The sequence below is a fragment of the Arthrobacter sp. GW460-12-1-14-TSB2 genome (genome assembly GCF_059423525.1).
Genome location: NZ_JBWKYC010000019.1, coordinates 37,955 through 52,146 on the forward strand (window position 1 = coordinate 37,955; position 14,192 = coordinate 52,146).

The 14,192-nt window shown below is 67.8% G+C and carries 11 protein-coding genes; 5 read left to right on the plus strand and 6 right to left on the minus strand.

The window, feature by feature from the left end; all coding sequences use genetic code 11:
* Nucleotides 1–26: 26 nt before the first annotated feature.
* Genes atzF through AC07YR_RS19020 form a run of 5 tightly spaced genes read right to left on the minus strand, consistent with a single transcriptional unit; the run spans nt 27 to nt 8,720 of the window.
* Nucleotides 27–1,898 carry an allophanate hydrolase gene (atzF, locus tag AC07YR_RS19000; protein WP_494734880.1) on the minus strand — a complete coding sequence of 624 codons (1,872 nt, stop codon included), beginning with the start codon at nt 1,896–1,898 and terminating at the stop codon, nt 27–29.
* Entirely contained in the window at nt 1,895–5,554 is a 3,660-nt protein-coding gene (gene uca / locus AC07YR_RS19005) for an urea carboxylase (protein ID WP_494734881.1), read from the minus strand. Before uca ends, atzF begins: the two co-directional genes overlap by 4 nt.
* Nucleotides 5,551–6,255 carry an urea amidolyase associated protein UAAP2 gene (locus AC07YR_RS19010; protein WP_494734882.1) on the minus strand — a complete coding sequence of 235 codons (705 nt, stop codon included), beginning with the start codon at nt 6,253–6,255 and terminating at the stop codon, nt 5,551–5,553. The genes uca and AC07YR_RS19010 overlap by 4 nt, the downstream gene beginning before the upstream one ends.
* Nucleotides 6,252–7,154, minus strand: a complete 903-nt coding sequence (locus AC07YR_RS19015) for an urea amidolyase associated protein UAAP1 (RefSeq protein WP_494734883.1) — start codon at nt 7,152–7,154, stop codon at nt 6,252–6,254. Before AC07YR_RS19015 ends, AC07YR_RS19010 begins: the two co-directional genes overlap by 4 nt.
* Before the next feature lie 54 nt (nt 7,155–7,208).
* Nucleotides 7,209–8,720, minus strand: a complete 1,512-nt coding sequence (locus tag AC07YR_RS19020; protein WP_055798053.1) for an amino acid permease — start codon at nt 8,718–8,720, stop codon at nt 7,209–7,211.
* A 231-nt stretch (nt 8,721–8,951) separates the two neighbouring features.
* On the opposite strand from AC07YR_RS19020, the gene AC07YR_RS19025 reads away from it, so the two are divergent.
* From AC07YR_RS19025 to AC07YR_RS19035, 3 genes are all read left to right on the plus strand, one after another.
* Complete coding sequence (locus AC07YR_RS19025; protein ID WP_436058816.1) at nt 8,952–9,665, plus strand: TetR/AcrR family transcriptional regulator; 714 nt, start codon at nt 8,952–8,954, stop codon at nt 9,663–9,665.
* Between the two features lie 76 nt (nt 9,666–9,741).
* A complete protein-coding gene (locus AC07YR_RS19030; protein WP_055798047.1) occupies nt 9,742–10,068 on the plus strand; it encodes an ArsR/SmtB family transcription factor in 327 nt (108 codons plus the stop codon).
* On the plus strand, nt 10,065–10,898 hold the full coding sequence (locus AC07YR_RS19035) for a cation diffusion facilitator family transporter (protein WP_494734884.1): 834 nt from the start codon (nt 10,065–10,067) through the stop codon (nt 10,896–10,898). Before AC07YR_RS19030 ends, AC07YR_RS19035 begins: the two co-directional genes overlap by 4 nt.
* Nucleotides 10,899–11,101: 203 nt before the next feature.
* On the opposite strand, the gene AC07YR_RS19040 is transcribed toward AC07YR_RS19035, so the two are convergent.
* Nucleotides 11,102–12,352: an Nramp family divalent metal transporter gene (locus tag AC07YR_RS19040; protein ID WP_436058814.1), complete on the minus strand. Its 1,251-nt coding sequence runs from the start codon at nt 12,350–12,352 to the stop codon at nt 11,102–11,104.
* Between the two features lie 246 nt (nt 12,353–12,598).
* Between AC07YR_RS19040 and AC07YR_RS19045 the strand changes: the two genes are divergently transcribed.
* Together AC07YR_RS19045 and AC07YR_RS19050 are read left to right on the plus strand one after the other, a co-directional pair.
* The gene (locus AC07YR_RS19045) at nt 12,599–13,522 is read left to right on the plus strand and encodes a hypothetical protein (protein WP_494734885.1); all 924 of its coding nucleotides are present in this window, start codon (nt 12,599–12,601) and stop codon (nt 13,520–13,522) included.
* A 90-nt stretch (nt 13,523–13,612) separates the two neighbouring features.
* A partial coding sequence (locus AC07YR_RS19050) for a hypothetical protein (RefSeq protein ID WP_494734886.1) occupies nt 13,613–14,192 on the plus strand: 580 nt, incomplete at its 3' end.

Consider the following 14,192-nt stretch of genomic DNA (forward strand, 5'->3'; position numbering starts at 1 on the left):
TGTCGGGGCCGGTTCCTCACCCTGGCCTACCCCCGACCGCGCTGCAGACCCGTCAGTAAGGCCTTGCCGGTCTGCCTCCAGATGCCCTGACCGGTCTTGTCCGTGGAATGTTCGGCCGCATCTTGAGCCACGAGCCAGTCCCCGAAGTGCGTGATGTCCCTGCCGTGGGACGCCGCCACGGCATCGCAGGCGAAACCCACGGCCGTTGAACCGTCATTGAGCAGCACCGACCCCAGCAGCATGGGTTCGGGGAGCTCCGCGAGGAAGGACCCCAGCGCAGCCTCGGACAGCAGCCAGCGCTCCGCCGCCAGTTCGCCGCCGTCATCGGAGCGAACGACGCCGGGTTTGGGCGGCTGCGTGTCCAGCGCCACCATCCGGTAGCGGGGTGCCAGGGTGACGGGACCGTCCCAGAACGCGCCCCGCTTTTCCAGTTCGTCCGCCAGCGGCTGTCCCTTGCGGTGCGCGCCCACCACTACAAGCGGCACTGCCGCGGCGCCGGCGGCCACGGGCCAGGGCAGCCGTTCGCCTGGGGCACGGCTCGGCGCTGCCCCGGCGGCAAACAGGGCCGGGAGGCCGGGTGTCGCCTCAATCCTGCGGGCGATGTCCGCCACCACGCCGTCGTCGAACGTCCTGCCCACAACGGTGAGGCCGAACTGTGCGACTCCACCGCCGTCGGACTCCTCGACGCTGCCGGCCGGAACCGCGACTGCGCACATATCGAAGAGGTTGCAGAAGTTGGTGTAGGTGCCCATTCGCGAGTTGATCCCCACTGGGTCCGCCGCGACCTCGGCCAGCGTGGGGTGGAAGGGCGTGGTGGGCACGATCAAGGCATCAAATCCCTCAAGCCGGTCCATGGCTTCGCGTCTCAGCTCGTTCAGCGCCGCAGTGTCGCGGACATACTGATGGGCGGGAACGCGGCCTGCCGCGGTGATGATGCCGGTGACCGTCGGGTCCAGCCCGATGGCCGTGCCGTTTCCGGACTCGTCGCCGGCCATCGCGGCGTCGATGAACGATCCGACGGCGGCGTGGCGCTCGGCCACGAGGGCGCCGTCGTACAGTAGCCGGGCCGCCTGCAGGAAGACGTCCAGTTCGATCGGCTCGGCGTCCACACCGGTGGAACGCAGCCGTTCGAGCTGGGAGCCGAACTCCGCAGCCCAGGCATCCGGCAGTGCCGGGAGCGACGCCGGATAGGCCACCCGCGGCCGCGACGGTGCCGCCAGGCGTACGTCCGCAGGCCAGGTCCGCGATTCCCCTGCCATGATCCCCATGGCCAGCTCGGCGGTGTCGAGGTCGCGGGCCAGGATGGTGGCGGTGTCCCACGAACGGCAGGCAGGCACCATTCCCGCCGTGGACACCACATTGAGGGTCGGCTTGATGCCAACGAGTCCCTGCAGCCCCGCCGGAACCCGGCCCGAACCGGCTGTGTCCGTTCCGATGGCAATGTCCGCCAGCCCCAGGGCCACAGCCACGGCGGACCCTGAACTGGACCCGCCCGAGATCCGGTCCGGCCGCCGCGCATCGCGGACTGCGCCGTACGGGCTGCGGGTTCCCACGAGCCCGGTGGCAAACTGGTCCAGGTTGGTCGAGCCCAGCACCAGGGCGCCGGCGGCTCGCAGCCGCGCCACTGCCACGGCGTCTTCGGCGGGCTTGTAGCCGAAACCGGGGCACGCCGCCGTCGTGGTGACCCCGGCGACGTCCACGTTGTTCTTGACCGCCAGCAGGAGTCCGGCCAAGGGGAGTTCACTGCCGGACGCCGCGTCGGCGTCGATGCGGGCGGCCTCGGCCAGCAGGTCCTCACGGCCCCGGACCTGGATCCAGATTTCGGGACGGTCGACGGCGTCGATCGCGGCGAGTGCCGCCGTCACCCGGGCCGTGGCTGATCTGCTGATGCCGCTCATGCCGCGCTGCCTTCGAGGACGAGCTCTTTTTCGTTCAGTTCCGCCGCTTCGAGGATCACCAGCGGCTCACCTGCCACCACCTGGGACCCTGCGCTGGGCAGCACCCGGTGCACGATCCCGTCGCTGGGCGCGGTGAGGACGGTTTCCATTTTCATGGCTTCGATGGAGACCAGCGGCTGGCCCGCCACCACCTTGTCCCCGGGTGCCACGTCCACCTTCCAGACGCTCGCCGCGAAGGGCGAGCTCACCAGGGTTCCGCCGTCGGGAACCACCACGTCCTCTGAGGGCGGCGCGATGGCGACGGCCTTTTCCGCGCGGTCGAACTCGCCGGCGTCTTCCCAGGCCTGGCGTTCGATGGCGAAGGCTTTCTCCTGCCGTGCCCGGAAAGCGGCGATCGAATCGCTGTTCTCATCGAGGAAGTCCTCGTGTTCGGCCAGGGAGAAGGTTCCGTCCTCGATGTCCACGCCCCGGCCCCGGCCGGCCGCCATGTCCGCCCGCAGGTCCAGGAGTTCCTCCGGGCTGACGGGGTACCAGGAGATCCGGTCGAAGAACCTCAGCAGCCACGGCGAGCCCGGCTCGAACGGGGCGGCGGTGGCGTGCCGGGACCAGACCTGCGTGGTGCGGCCGACGAACTGGTAGCCGCCCGGACCCTCCATGCCGTAGATGCACATGTACGCGCCGCCGATGCCCACGGCGTTTTCCGGGGTCCAGGTCCTGGCGGGGTTGTATTTCGTCGTGACCAGGCGGTGCCGCGGGTCCAGCGGCGTTGCCACGGGAGCACCGAGGTAGACGTCGCCCAGCCCAAGCACGAGGTAGTCCGCGTTGAAAACGGTGTCGAAGACGTCGTTCACGGAGTCCAGCCCGTTGATCCGGCGGATGAACTCGATGTTCCACGGGCACCACGGAGCGTCGTCCCGGACGCCCGCCATGTACCGCTCGATTGCCTCACGCGTGGCAGGATCGTCCCAGGACAGCGGAAGCCTGACGGTGCGGCTCGGAACCACCAGTTCGGAACTGGCGGGCAGGGCGGCGTCGATTTCACGAACTATCCCGAGCAGGCGGGAGGCGGGGAGGACGGACGGATCGGCCTTGACCTGGAGCGAGCGGATGCCGGGTGTCAGGTCCACAATGCCGGGAATCCGCAGCTTCTCGAGCTCCTGGTGCAGGGCGTGGACCCGGGCGCGGAGGCCGAGGTCAAGCACCATGTCGCCGTATTCCACCAGGAGGTTGTCGTCGCCGGAGCGGCGGTACGTCACGGCCGGGCGACCGTCGCCTTCCGGCACGCGGCCCAGCACGCCGTCGTCGCCGTCGCCCTTGGAGCCGTCGCCCTTTGAACCGGGGAGGATCAGGTGCTGCCGGGCCGGTCCGAGTTCTTTCGCGGACGGCGCCTGGACGGTCTTCACCGGAACGAAGCGGACCGTGTCGCCGGGCCGGAGCTGGCCGAGCTTCCAGCGCTCGCCGGTCACCACAGTGACCGGGCAGACGAAGCCGCCCAGGCTGGGACCATCGGGGCCGAGCAGGATGGGGGTGTCCCCGGTGAAGTCCAGGGCGCCCACCGAGTAGGCGGTGTCGTGGATGTTGGAGGGGTGCAGGCCGGCCTCGCCGCCGTCGTTCCGTGCCCAGCGCGGCTTGGGGCCGATCAGCCGGACGCCGGTCCTGGCCGAGTTGAAGTGCACCTCGTAGGAGGCTGCGAAAAGTTCGTTGATGTCCTCGCGCTGGAAGAACTCCGGGGCCCCGTGCGGTCCTTCCACCACCATGAGCTCCCACTGCCTGGTCAAGGCGGGGCGGCTTTCGGCCGGGACCGGGGCGGGCACCGTGTCAGGTGCCGTTCCGCCTACGGTGCGGAGCACGTCGCCGGCGCGGAGCACGCGGCCGCCGTGGCCGCCGAACTGGCCCAGGGTGAAGGTGGAGGCGCTGCCGAGGTACTGGGGAATGTCGAGGCCGCCCTCGAAAAGGATGTAGCCGCGCAGCCCGGCACCCTCGGCCGATCCGACGTCGAGCACGCCGCCGGCGGGAACTGTGACCGGTTCCCAGACAGGGACGGCTTCGCCGTTGACGGTCACGGCCACCTCGGCGCCGGTGACGCAGACGGTGGTGGCGTGGGTGACGCGCAGCGCCGGTCCGGCCATGGTGAATTCGAGGCCGGGCGCACCTTCCGGATTGCCCAGCGCCACGTTGCCCAGCCGGAAGGAGAGATCATCCATGGGGCCGCTCGGCGGCACGCCCACCTGCCAGAGACCGGTCCGTCCGGGCCAATCCTGCACGCTCGTTTGCAGGCCAGGGCGCTCCACGGTGAGGCGGGGTTCGGGGTCGCCCACGCTGTCCAGCGTGCTGGTGGAGTGCGCGGCGGCACGGACCACGTCCAGGCCCGTGACGGAGCGCAGCATGCCGAGGTTGGTTTCGATGCCGTCCATGCGGGTTTGCGCCAGGGCGTCCGCCAGGGAGTCGAGGGCTTCGTCCCGGCTGGCGCCGAAGGAGATGACCTTGCCCAGGAGCGGGTCGTAGTTGGTGGACACTTCGCTGCCGGTTTCCACCCACGCGTCAACACGCACGACGTCGGAGCCCGGGTACTGGGCGTTGGTGACGGTTCCGGCGCTGGGCTGGAAGTTGCGGGCCGGGTCTTCGGCGTAGATCCGTGCTTCCACGGCGTGCCCGGTCACCGGAAGGCTGTCCGGGAGGCCGTCCAGCACGGGCTGCTGCTGCGCCAGGTTGAGCATCCATTCCACCAGGTCGACGCCGGTGACGGCTTCCGTGACCGGGTGCTCCACCTGCAGGCGGGCGTTCACTTCGAGGAAGGACGCTACCTGCCGGACGGGGTCGTAGACGAACTCCACGGTACCGGCGGAGCGGTACCCCACCGAGGCGCAGAGCGCACGGGAGCTGCGGTGCAGTTCCTCGCGCAATCGGGCCGGAAGGTCCGGAGCCGGCGCTTCTTCGAGAACCTTCTGGTGCCGGCGCTGCAATGAGCAGTCCCGGTCCCCGAGGCTGACCACGCGGCCTTCGCCGTCGCCGAAGATCTGAACCTCCACGTGGCGGGCGTGTTCTATGTAGCGCTCGGCAAAGACGCCGGCGGTGCCGAAGCTTGAGCTGGCGAGCCTGGCCACCCTTGCGTAGCTATCCGTCAGTTCGGCCTCGTTGCGGCAGACGGCCATGCCGATGCCGCCGCCTCCGCCGGTTGCCTTGAGCATCAGCGGGAAGCCGATCGTGGCGGAGGCGGCGAAGGCTGCGTCGAGGTCCTCAAGCAGTCCGGAGCCGGCGATCATGGGCACTCCGGCGCGCTGGGCGGCGTCCCGGGCGGTGTGCTTGGTGCCGAAGATCCGCAGCTGGTCCGGAGTGGGGCCCACGAAGACCAGCCCGGCGGCCTCCACGGCTTCAGCGAATCCTGCGTCCTCGGAAAGGAATCCGTAGCCGGGGTGGATGGCCCCGGCGCCGGTAGCTGCCGCGGCGGCCAGGATGGCGTCGACCCGGAGGTAGGACTCCTTGGCAGGGGCCGGTCCCAGCAGGACGGCTTCGTCGGCGAGGCGCACGTGCTTGGCGCCGCGGTCCGCCTCGGAGAAGACGGCCACGGTGCGCAGCCCGATCTTCCGGGCGGACTCGATGATGCGGCAGGCGATTTCGCCGCGGTTGGCGACGAGCAGGGTGTCGAAGCGGTTCATCGGGAGACCTCCGGGCGGGTGACGATCATGCGCACGGGCGTGGGGTTGAAGCCGTTGCAGGGGTTGTTGATCTGGGGGCAGTTGGAAACCAGGACCAGGGTGTCGGCCTCGGCGCGGAGTGCCACGCGTTTGCCGGGGGCGGAGAGCCCGTCCACGATGCCGAGGGCACCGTCCGGGTCCACGGGTACATTCATGAACCAGTTGATGTTGGAGACCAGGTCCGGCTTGCCGAGGCCCCATTTAGAGCCTTCGATGAGGAAGTTTTCCACGCAGGCGTGCTGTTCGTGGGTGTGCTGGCCGTAGCGCAGGGTGTTGGATTCCTGCGAGCAGGCGCCGCCGATGGTGTCGTGGACACCCACTTCATCGGCCACGACGGTCATGAGCGCTTCGCCGCTGTCAGCCCTGAGCACGGATCCGGTGGTGAGGAAGATGGAGCCCTGCGCGGCGATAGTTGCGGCGGCGGAGTATCGGGCGGCGGTGTCTCCGTCTGCGTAGAGAAGGCAGTCCACGGCCTGGTTGCCCTCAAGGTCCACGATGGTGAGGACGTCCCCGGCTTCCACCACGGCGGACCACGGACCGCGGGCTTCCACATATTCGTCCAGGACGACGAGCCCCGGGACCAGGGCGGCAGTAGCGGGGTCCGGCTGGATTGTCTGCGGCTGGATTGTCTGCGGCTGGACGGTCAGTGTGGTGGTGTTCATGCGGAAGTCCTTGCGGTGAAGTCGTGTTCGGTGTTCTGGAGGGCGAGCAGGTGCTCGGGGCCGGGCGTGAATCCCAGGTTTCCGGCGGCAAGGGCTGCGAGGTCTTCGGGCGCCTGCCATGCAACGATGTCCACGGTGCTGCCGGTGAAGACCGGTCGCGGGTCCAGCGGGTGGGCCGTGTTGGCCAGCACCAGGACCGCGTCCATGTGGAGGAGAAGTTCGACGGCGGTGCCGGCACCGGCGCTGCCGGTGAACCTGATGCCACCGTCCGGGTCCACGGCGGTGCCTTTGAAGAAGGAAATCGACGGCGGCACTTCGCGCTGGCTGATGCCGTGCTTGAGGGCGCCGAGGGTGAGCAGTTCGCGGCCTGCGGGTGACGCGCTGTGCGCGGAGCCTGCACCGTATTTGGCCTGGTTGCCTGCGAGGCTGGTGGTTCCGGTGAGGGCGTCGTGCCGGCCGGAGGAGTCTGCGACGAGGGTGGCCATCAGCCGGCCGGCGTCGGAGAGCAGCGGATGCCCGGTTCCGAGGTAGGCCTGCCACGGGACTTTGACGGTATCGGCGACGTTGATCCGCTCGTAGCTTGCTCCGGCCCGGAAGAGCACGGCATGGACGCAGGCGTCGCCGTCAGTATCGGTGAGCCTGATCCTGGTCCCGCGGGCCAGTTCCAGGTGGGTGTAGCGCCCGAACGCGAGCGATTCTGCCCAGGTGAGCGAGGCGGCGGCTCCCGCCGGCAGTCCGGCGGTCAGGCGTTGGGGTGCTGCGCTCGCGGGCACATGGATCATGGTGTCCGCGGTCCGTCCGTGCTGGGCGCGGGCATGGTCGCGCGCACCCGCTGTGGTGGCGGTTCCGGCGGCGTCGGTTCGGGCGGCGGGCTGTGCGGATTCGAGGGTCTGTGTCATGTCAGTCATTCCTTGGCGGTGTTGGCTGTGGTGATGGTCATCAGTCGCGGGTGCCTACGCTGCGGGCACGTCGGAGGTCTTGCGGCTGCGCACCCAGATCCCCAGGAGCAGCACGGCCCCCACCATGAGCGGTGCGGAGAATAGCAGGAGTCCGTTTTCGCCGCTGGGGTCGTAGACCTCGGGGCGCGGCCAGGCGAGGTTTACCACCATCACGGCGCCGTAGAGGACGGCCAGGATGTTGACGGGAAGCCCCCAGCGTCCCAGCGAGAACAGCCCGGCCGGCATGGTCTGGCCCACCCGGTCCCAGTCTCCGCGCAGCCGGCTGAGCAGTTGTGGAACAGTGACCAGGAGGTATGCGAGGTACACCATGACGATGCAGACGCTGCAGAGCGTGGTGAAGAGGGCGGCGTTGCCGATATTGATGGCAAGGACTCCGACGGCGAGGCCGCCGATGGCGATGGACGGCCACATCGGGGTGCCGCGTTCCGGGTGGACGGAGGAGAGCAGCGCCGATGCGGGGAGTTTGCCGTCGCGGGCCATCGAGAACACCAGGCGGGATCCCGCGGTCTGGATGGCCAATGTGCAGACGAAGATCGCGACGGCGACGTCCACCAAAAGGACCTTGCCCCAGAAGGTTCCCAGGACGGCGGTCAGTACGTAGGGCAGGCCCTCGGTAGCGAGGCGCCCGTCGTCGAGGCTGGGTGCGGCCATGAGTGCGGTAATGATCATGAGCCCGCCGCCGATACCGGAGATGATCAGGGCCGAAAGGATGGTGCGGGGTGCTGTCTTCCGCGGGTTCTTCGTCTCTTCCGAGAGCTCCCCGGCGGAGTTGAAACCGACCATGACGTAGGCGGCCATGAGGCCGGAGACGAGGAACGCGCCTACGGCACCGAGGTCCGAGCCGGCCACCACGCTGACGTCCGCCACTACGTCGGGTCCGCGCTGGGCGGCGGAAATCAGGGCGAGGATGACGGCGGCCACACCAACGATTTCGCACGTCACGCCGATGGAGTTGACGTGGGACATGAGCTTCACGCCCAGGCAGTTGATCACTGTTGTGACCACCAGGAGTGCAGCGCCGAGGACTACCGCGTTGGCGGCGCCGGTGACGGTGGCCAGCGCAGGGTCACCGCCCACCACCTGGAAGCCGTCCCACAGCTGCGGGAGGACCACTTGGAGCGCGATGGCGGCGGCGGCCGCAGTGACGACCTGGGCGATGGCCATGAACCAGCCGGCGAACCAGCCCACCACTTCGCCGCCCATGCGGCGGGCCCACTGGTAAACAGCGCCGGAGAGGGGGTAGCGGGCGGCGAGTTCAGCGAAATTCAGGGCAACGAGCAGTTGGCCGATAAGTACCACCGGCCAGGTCCAGAAGAACGCCGGTCCGGCAAAGGAATACCCGAACGCAAAGAGCTGGAAGATAGTAGTCAGGATGGAAACGAACGAGAATCCTGCGGCAAAGGAGGCGTAGCGGCCAAGTTTGCGGTGCAGTGACGGCTGATAGCCGAGCGAGGTCAGGTCTGCATCGTCTGCGTGGGCGGACGCCGTCGAAATGGTGGAAGTCATCGGTTTCTCCGTGTCTGGAACGGGGGCTGGTGACCACATCTGGGTAGCCGCTGGATGGCCCCTCCCGAAATACCGGTCACTTGATAGTTTTCCAGTGCCGTGTCCCGGTTCCGTTTCACCCGTGTAAAAGCTGGATTTCGAGGTGTTTCAGTTCTGTGAACAAAAACTCACCAGCACTCGGACCTGCTCGGGCGGCGCATTCTGCACTCGCAGGCGGTGTAAGAATGTGGGGTGACTTCAGCCGGACCGGGACGACCCCGCAAGCAGCAGCCAGTGCGCCCGGGGGCCACCGCCCGGGACGAAATCCTCGATGCGGCCGCCGAACTCTTCACGAGCCAAGGCTTCGCGAACACGTCCACGCGGGCGATCGCCGATGCGGTGGGCATGCGCCAGTCGTCGCTCTACCATCACTTCGGCACGAAGGATGACATCCTCGGCGAGTTGCTGAAAGGGACCGTGGCCGGTGGCTTGGACTTCGCAAGGGCTGTCTGCGCAGCTCCGCGGCCGGTCGGCGCAGTGGCGGCGGCCGCGGCTCTCCATTCGGTGGCGCTCTATGACGGTGGTTTGCTGTGCAGTGCGCGATGGAACCTCGGCGTCCTGTACCACCTGCCGGAAGCACGCGCCGAGCGTTTCGAGCCGTTCATGGCGGACAGGCGCGAGCTGCGGCAGCTGTACCGGGACCTGGGCCAGAGGGTCGTGGAACTGGTCCCGGCACCCGGCGGCGCCGGCAGCGCGCCCCTCGGTGAGCTCGCGTTCCGGATGGTTGAGTCACTGATCAACCTGCGTGCCGACGGGCTCGCGGACGATCACTCAGCTTCGCAGACTGCCGATGCAACCATTGTGCTGGCAGGCCTCTCGGCCGAACTGGATGAGGTTCGCGCACTCAGCCGGAACCTGATCTCGGAACATGGTTGTGAGCCCATAGGGCCGCAACCCCTCCCTTGAAAATGGGCTGAGGAAAGAAGTGTCCCGTTCCTAATACACGTTTGTGTGAATACATCCCTGGATGTACTTTGGTCGTATGGAAACGCTCGCCCAGGCTCCCGTGCTGGCCCGGTTCGGCTACGCGGTCTCGGACCCTACCCGCGCCCGGGTCCTCCTGGCCCTCTCAGGCGCCCCGTCCTATCCTTCGGATCTGGCCGACTCCCTGGGGGTGTCCCGGCAAAGCATGTCCAACCATCTGACCTGTCTGCGCGGCTGCGGACTCGTGGTCGCTGTCCCGGACGGTCGTCGCAGTCGGTACGAACTCGCTGACGCCCGGCTGGGTCACGCGATCAGGGACCTGATCGGTGTCGTCCTCGCGGTGGATCCCGATTGCTGCGCTCCGGACGGGGAATGCTTCGCATGACGACTCTGCTACACACTCCAACCCCGGAACGCCGTGCGGTACTCAGCCTCAGGATCCGACTATTCGCGGGAGCGACAATTACCTACAACCTCGTCGAGGCGGTGGTGGCCCTCTGGGCCGGCGGCGTAGCGGACTCCTCAGCCCTGATCGGCTTCGGACTGGATTCGGTGATTGAGGTCGCGTCCGCGCTGGCGTTGTCCTGGCAGTTTTCAGCCAAGGACCCGGAACGGCGCGAGCATCTGACGCTGCGGATCATCGCTGTGTCCTTCTTCGCCCTCGCGGCATTCGTCACCCTCGACGCGGTCAGATCCCTCACCGGAGGGGGAGAGGCCCAGCACTCCACGCCCGGTATCGTGATTGCGGCCCTGAGCCTGGCCGTGATGCCGGTCCTTTCCTGGGCCCAGCGCCGCGCGGGCCGGGAACTTGGATCCAAGACGGCGGTCGCTGACTCTAAGCAGACATTGCTTTGTACATATCTGTCCGCGGTGCTGCTCGTCGGCCTGGTCCTGAACAGCACGCTGGGCTGGTGGTGGGCGGACGCCGGCGCCGCACTGGTGATCGCGGGTATCGCCATCCGGGAAGGCATCAGCGCCTGGCGCGGCGATGTCTGCTGCACCGTCCCGAACGCCGCCGCTGCCCACGGCACCGACACGGACGACTGTTGCGCACCGCCGCCTGCATCGGCAGAAAATGCACCTGAGGTACAAGCGCATTCGGTAGAAGCCCGGGACGGTCGCGACGATGCTGCATCCCAGCCGGGCTGCTGTGCCGGGTGTGAATCCGAGAACCGGCCGCAGGCCCTGACGCTGAACACCCGCCGGGAGGACTGACCCCAAGGCCGTCGTGTCCCTGCTGATCGGCGCGTGATCATTCGCCGCTCCCTGACCTTCCAGATCGAACCCGCTGCCCACCGCGACCAGGAAAGCATGCCGCACTAATCTCCCTGGGTGTGCACGCAGCGGACGCCCTGTGGGTCGTGCCCTGCCACGTGCAGCGCTGACAGAAACCGGACAGGCGCGGGTATGGTGCCTGGTTAGGACTGCCCGGTGATCGTCAGGACGATCAGGACACAGTTCAGGCCGACGATAAGCGTCGCACTGGTCCACCCGGCGAGTTTCAGCGCCAGGGAGTCGGTGTGGATGCCCATGACGTCCCGTTTTCCGGTCAACCGGATCAGCGGAATCAGGGCGAACGGTATCCCGAAGCTGAGCAGAACCTGACTCAGCACCAGAGCCAGGGTCGGCTCAATTCCCGCGCCGAGAATGATAAGAGCCGGTATCAGCGTAATCACCCGCCGGGTCAGCAGTGGCACCCGGATCTTGAGCAGACCGCCCATGATCGTCGCCCCCGCGTAGCAGCCAACCGAGGTGGAAGCCAGACCTGAGGCCAGCAGCCCGATCGCGAACACCACGCCGATAACGGGGCCGAGTGCTGACGTCACGGCGGCGTGGGCGCCGGCAATGGTGTCTGTTCCCGCGATGCCCCGCAGGCTGGACGCGGCCAGCAGGAGCATCGCGATGTTCACGACACCGGCCAGCATCAGGGCCCCGGCCACATCGAAACGCGTGGCACGGATCAGCCGGGTTCGTACCGCAGGGTCCTCGGAGAAGCCGTGCCTGTCCCGGGCCAGAGCCGAGTGCAGGTAGATCGCGTGCGGCATCACCGTTGCGCCGAGCATGCTAGCCGCGAGCAGGACCGTGTCTGTCCCCTCAAAACGGGGCACAAGACCTGACAGGGCACCTCCAGCGTCCGGGGGATTGACGAATAGCCCGGAGACGAATCCGACGGCGATGACACCGAGCAAAATCAGGATCGCGTATTCGAAGGATTTCTGGCCGCGGGCGGACTGCAGTGCCAGCAGTAGCATGGACGCGAGTCCGATAATGAGACCGCCGGCCAGCAGGGGAAGCCCGAAGAGCAGGTTCAGGGCCACGGCCCCGCCGATGACTTCCGCCATGTCCGTGGCCCCGGCGACAACCTCCGCCTGGACCCAGTACAGCCGGCGCCGGCGGGTGCCCAGGCGCTTGCCGAGAATTTCCGGGAGGCTGAGCCCTGTCGCCAGACCCAACTTGGCCGACTGGTACTGCACCAGGACCGCCATGGCATTCGCTGCCACCAGCACCCAGACCAGCAGGTAGCCGTAGTTCGCCCCGGCGGTGAGATTTGCCGCGACGTTACCCGGATCAACATACGCAATGGCGGCCACAAAGGCCGGTCCCATCAGCAGCAGCCGCGACCAGCGCCGGTTCGTGGCCGGGCGGGCCGGGGCAGTTGTGGTGGTCATCGTTGTTCCTCGCCTTCGGGGTCCTGTTAGGACGAGGATAGCGTTAATTTAGGCGTGCCGAAAAGATACATTTCGGTAGGCCACACGGACCGGACCTAAGCTTCTGCGACCACCGGGCCGGCAGCCCTGACGGAGGCGCCGGCCGGCCATTTTCGAGCTCCACCCATCCGCCGCCCTTGCGGCGTCGAATGGTTTGTAAGTCCTGCGGTAATCGATGACGTCCGGCCACGATCGGGAGGTGAAGCAATGCGCGAAAATGCATCATGGCTTCCCTCCGCCCTGCGGTCCCTCGTCCTGGCAACACTGCTCGCGGCTGCCTGGCTTATCTTCGGAGCCGTTTCGGCTCAAGCTTCCAGCCTGTTGCCGCCCGTCACGGACACCATTGCCTCTGACACCGGCACCTCTGACACTGCCACGGCTGATGAAGGTCCTCTGGCCGCGCTGACTGGACCCGTTGCCACTGTGGCTGCGCCGCTGGCGACGCAGGTTCAGGCCATCGCCGAACCGGTTGTCGCGCCGGTGGACACCGCCGTGGCTCCCGTTTCGGCGCCGGTGACCGCCGTTGTCGAGCAGGTCACCACCGCGGTGGCGCCGGTAACGGCGCTCGCTTCCGGCGCCGTCGCACCCGTCACCGAAACCGTCTCCGGAATCACGGCGCCGGTCACCGGTCTGGTCGCTGATGTCACGGCGCCCGTGCTGGCTCCGGTGGGTTCCGTTGCCGGCAACGTCGCCGACGCCGTCCCCGCGCTTGGCGACGTTCGCGCCCTTCCGTCCACGGCAGAGTCCGTCCCGCAGGAATCTGCACCGGCCGACGCCGCAGAGTCGCTTGCCGCTGCACCTTCTGCGGGCATGGCCCGGACCGTCCTGACAGTCACGCCGGACCGGGGATTCGGGCCGGCGGCAATGTCCGACGGCGGCAGCCCCGTCGTCGTATCAGCGGGAACACCCGCTCCGGAACGTCCGGCAACACCCGCTCCCGACTTGCCGGCTACGGCGCCGGCGGGCTCCGGTTCGCTGCTTCGGACGGGCGGAGACGGCGGATCCGGCGTGGCAGCCGACGTTCCGGCCTTCCAGTTTTCCTTGGCGCAGATCTCGCTCAAGGATGTCAGCAACCCCTCCGACGAGCTGCCCGGTTCGGTCAGCCTGGAGCACGGCTTTTCCCCCGACTAGCGACGCCGGCACCGCGCCTTTCTGCGCGGACGGCACCTAGCCACGCACCAACCCTGCCTGGCTCAACTCACTAGTAAGGAACTAATTGTCATGAAATCTTTCGTACGCACCACCCTGTGCAGCGCCGTGTTCGCCGGCGGAGTGCTCATCCTCGGCGCCGGCGCAGCCTCCGCCTCCGATTCCACCACCACGACGTCGGACCTGGGCCTCGGCTCGGGAAGCCACATCAGCCTGAACCTTGGCGCCAACCTGGACGCTGCGGCTTCCGCCGTGTCTGAGGGTTCGGTAGTGAACGACTCGGTAGTAAACGACGGCGGGTCCTCCACCTTGGGGCACGGCACCGGCAACTCGACGGACACCAGCGCCGTCACCGACCTTGCCGTTGGCCTGGGTGTGAACCTGGACGCCGACGCCAGCCTTGATGCTGCGGCCTCCGCGGTGTCTGAGGGTTCGGTTGTGAACGACGGCGGCAGCTCCTGGACCGAGGGTTCCACTGAGGGCAGTGTTGTTTCGGACCTGAATGCGGGTCTGAACCTGGATGCCGACGCCAGCCTGGATGCTGCGGCCTCCGCGGTGTCTGAGAGTTCAGTTGTGAACGACGGCGGCAGCTCCTGGACCGAGGGTTCCACTGAGGGCAGTGTTGTTTCGGACCTGAATGCGGGTCTGAACC

What these genes read in the sequence shown, in the direction of transcription:
- AC07YR_RS19015 (WP_494734883.1), bottom strand. Translation starts at nt 7,154, where the DNA reads ATGACACAGACCCTCGAATCCGCACAGCCCGCCGCCCGAACCGACGCC.
- uca (WP_494734881.1), bottom strand. Translation starts at nt 5,554, where the DNA reads ATGAACCGCTTCGACACCCTGCTCGTCGCCAACCGCGGCGAAATCGCC.
- atzF (WP_494734880.1), bottom strand. Translation starts at nt 1,898, where the DNA reads ATGAGCGGCATCAGCAGATCAGCCACGGCCCGGGTGACGGCGGCACTC.
- AC07YR_RS19030 (WP_055798047.1), top strand. Translation starts at nt 9,742, where the DNA reads ATGGAAACGCTCGCCCAGGCTCCCGTGCTGGCCCGGTTCGGCTACGCG.
- AC07YR_RS19040 (WP_436058814.1), bottom strand. Translation starts at nt 12,352, where the DNA reads ATGACCACCACAACTGCCCCGGCCCGCCCGGCCACGAACCGGCGCTGG.
- AC07YR_RS19045 (WP_494734885.1), top strand. Translation starts at nt 12,599, where the DNA reads ATGCGCGAAAATGCATCATGGCTTCCCTCCGCCCTGCGGTCCCTCGTC.
- AC07YR_RS19020 (WP_055798053.1), bottom strand. Translation starts at nt 8,720, where the DNA reads ATGACTTCCACCATTTCGACGGCGTCCGCCCACGCAGACGATGCAGAC.
- AC07YR_RS19035 (WP_494734884.1), top strand. Translation starts at nt 10,065, where the DNA reads ATGACGACTCTGCTACACACTCCAACCCCGGAACGCCGTGCGGTACTC.
- AC07YR_RS19010 (WP_494734882.1), bottom strand. Translation starts at nt 6,255, where the DNA reads ATGAACACCACCACACTGACCGTCCAGCCGCAGACAATCCAGCCGCAG.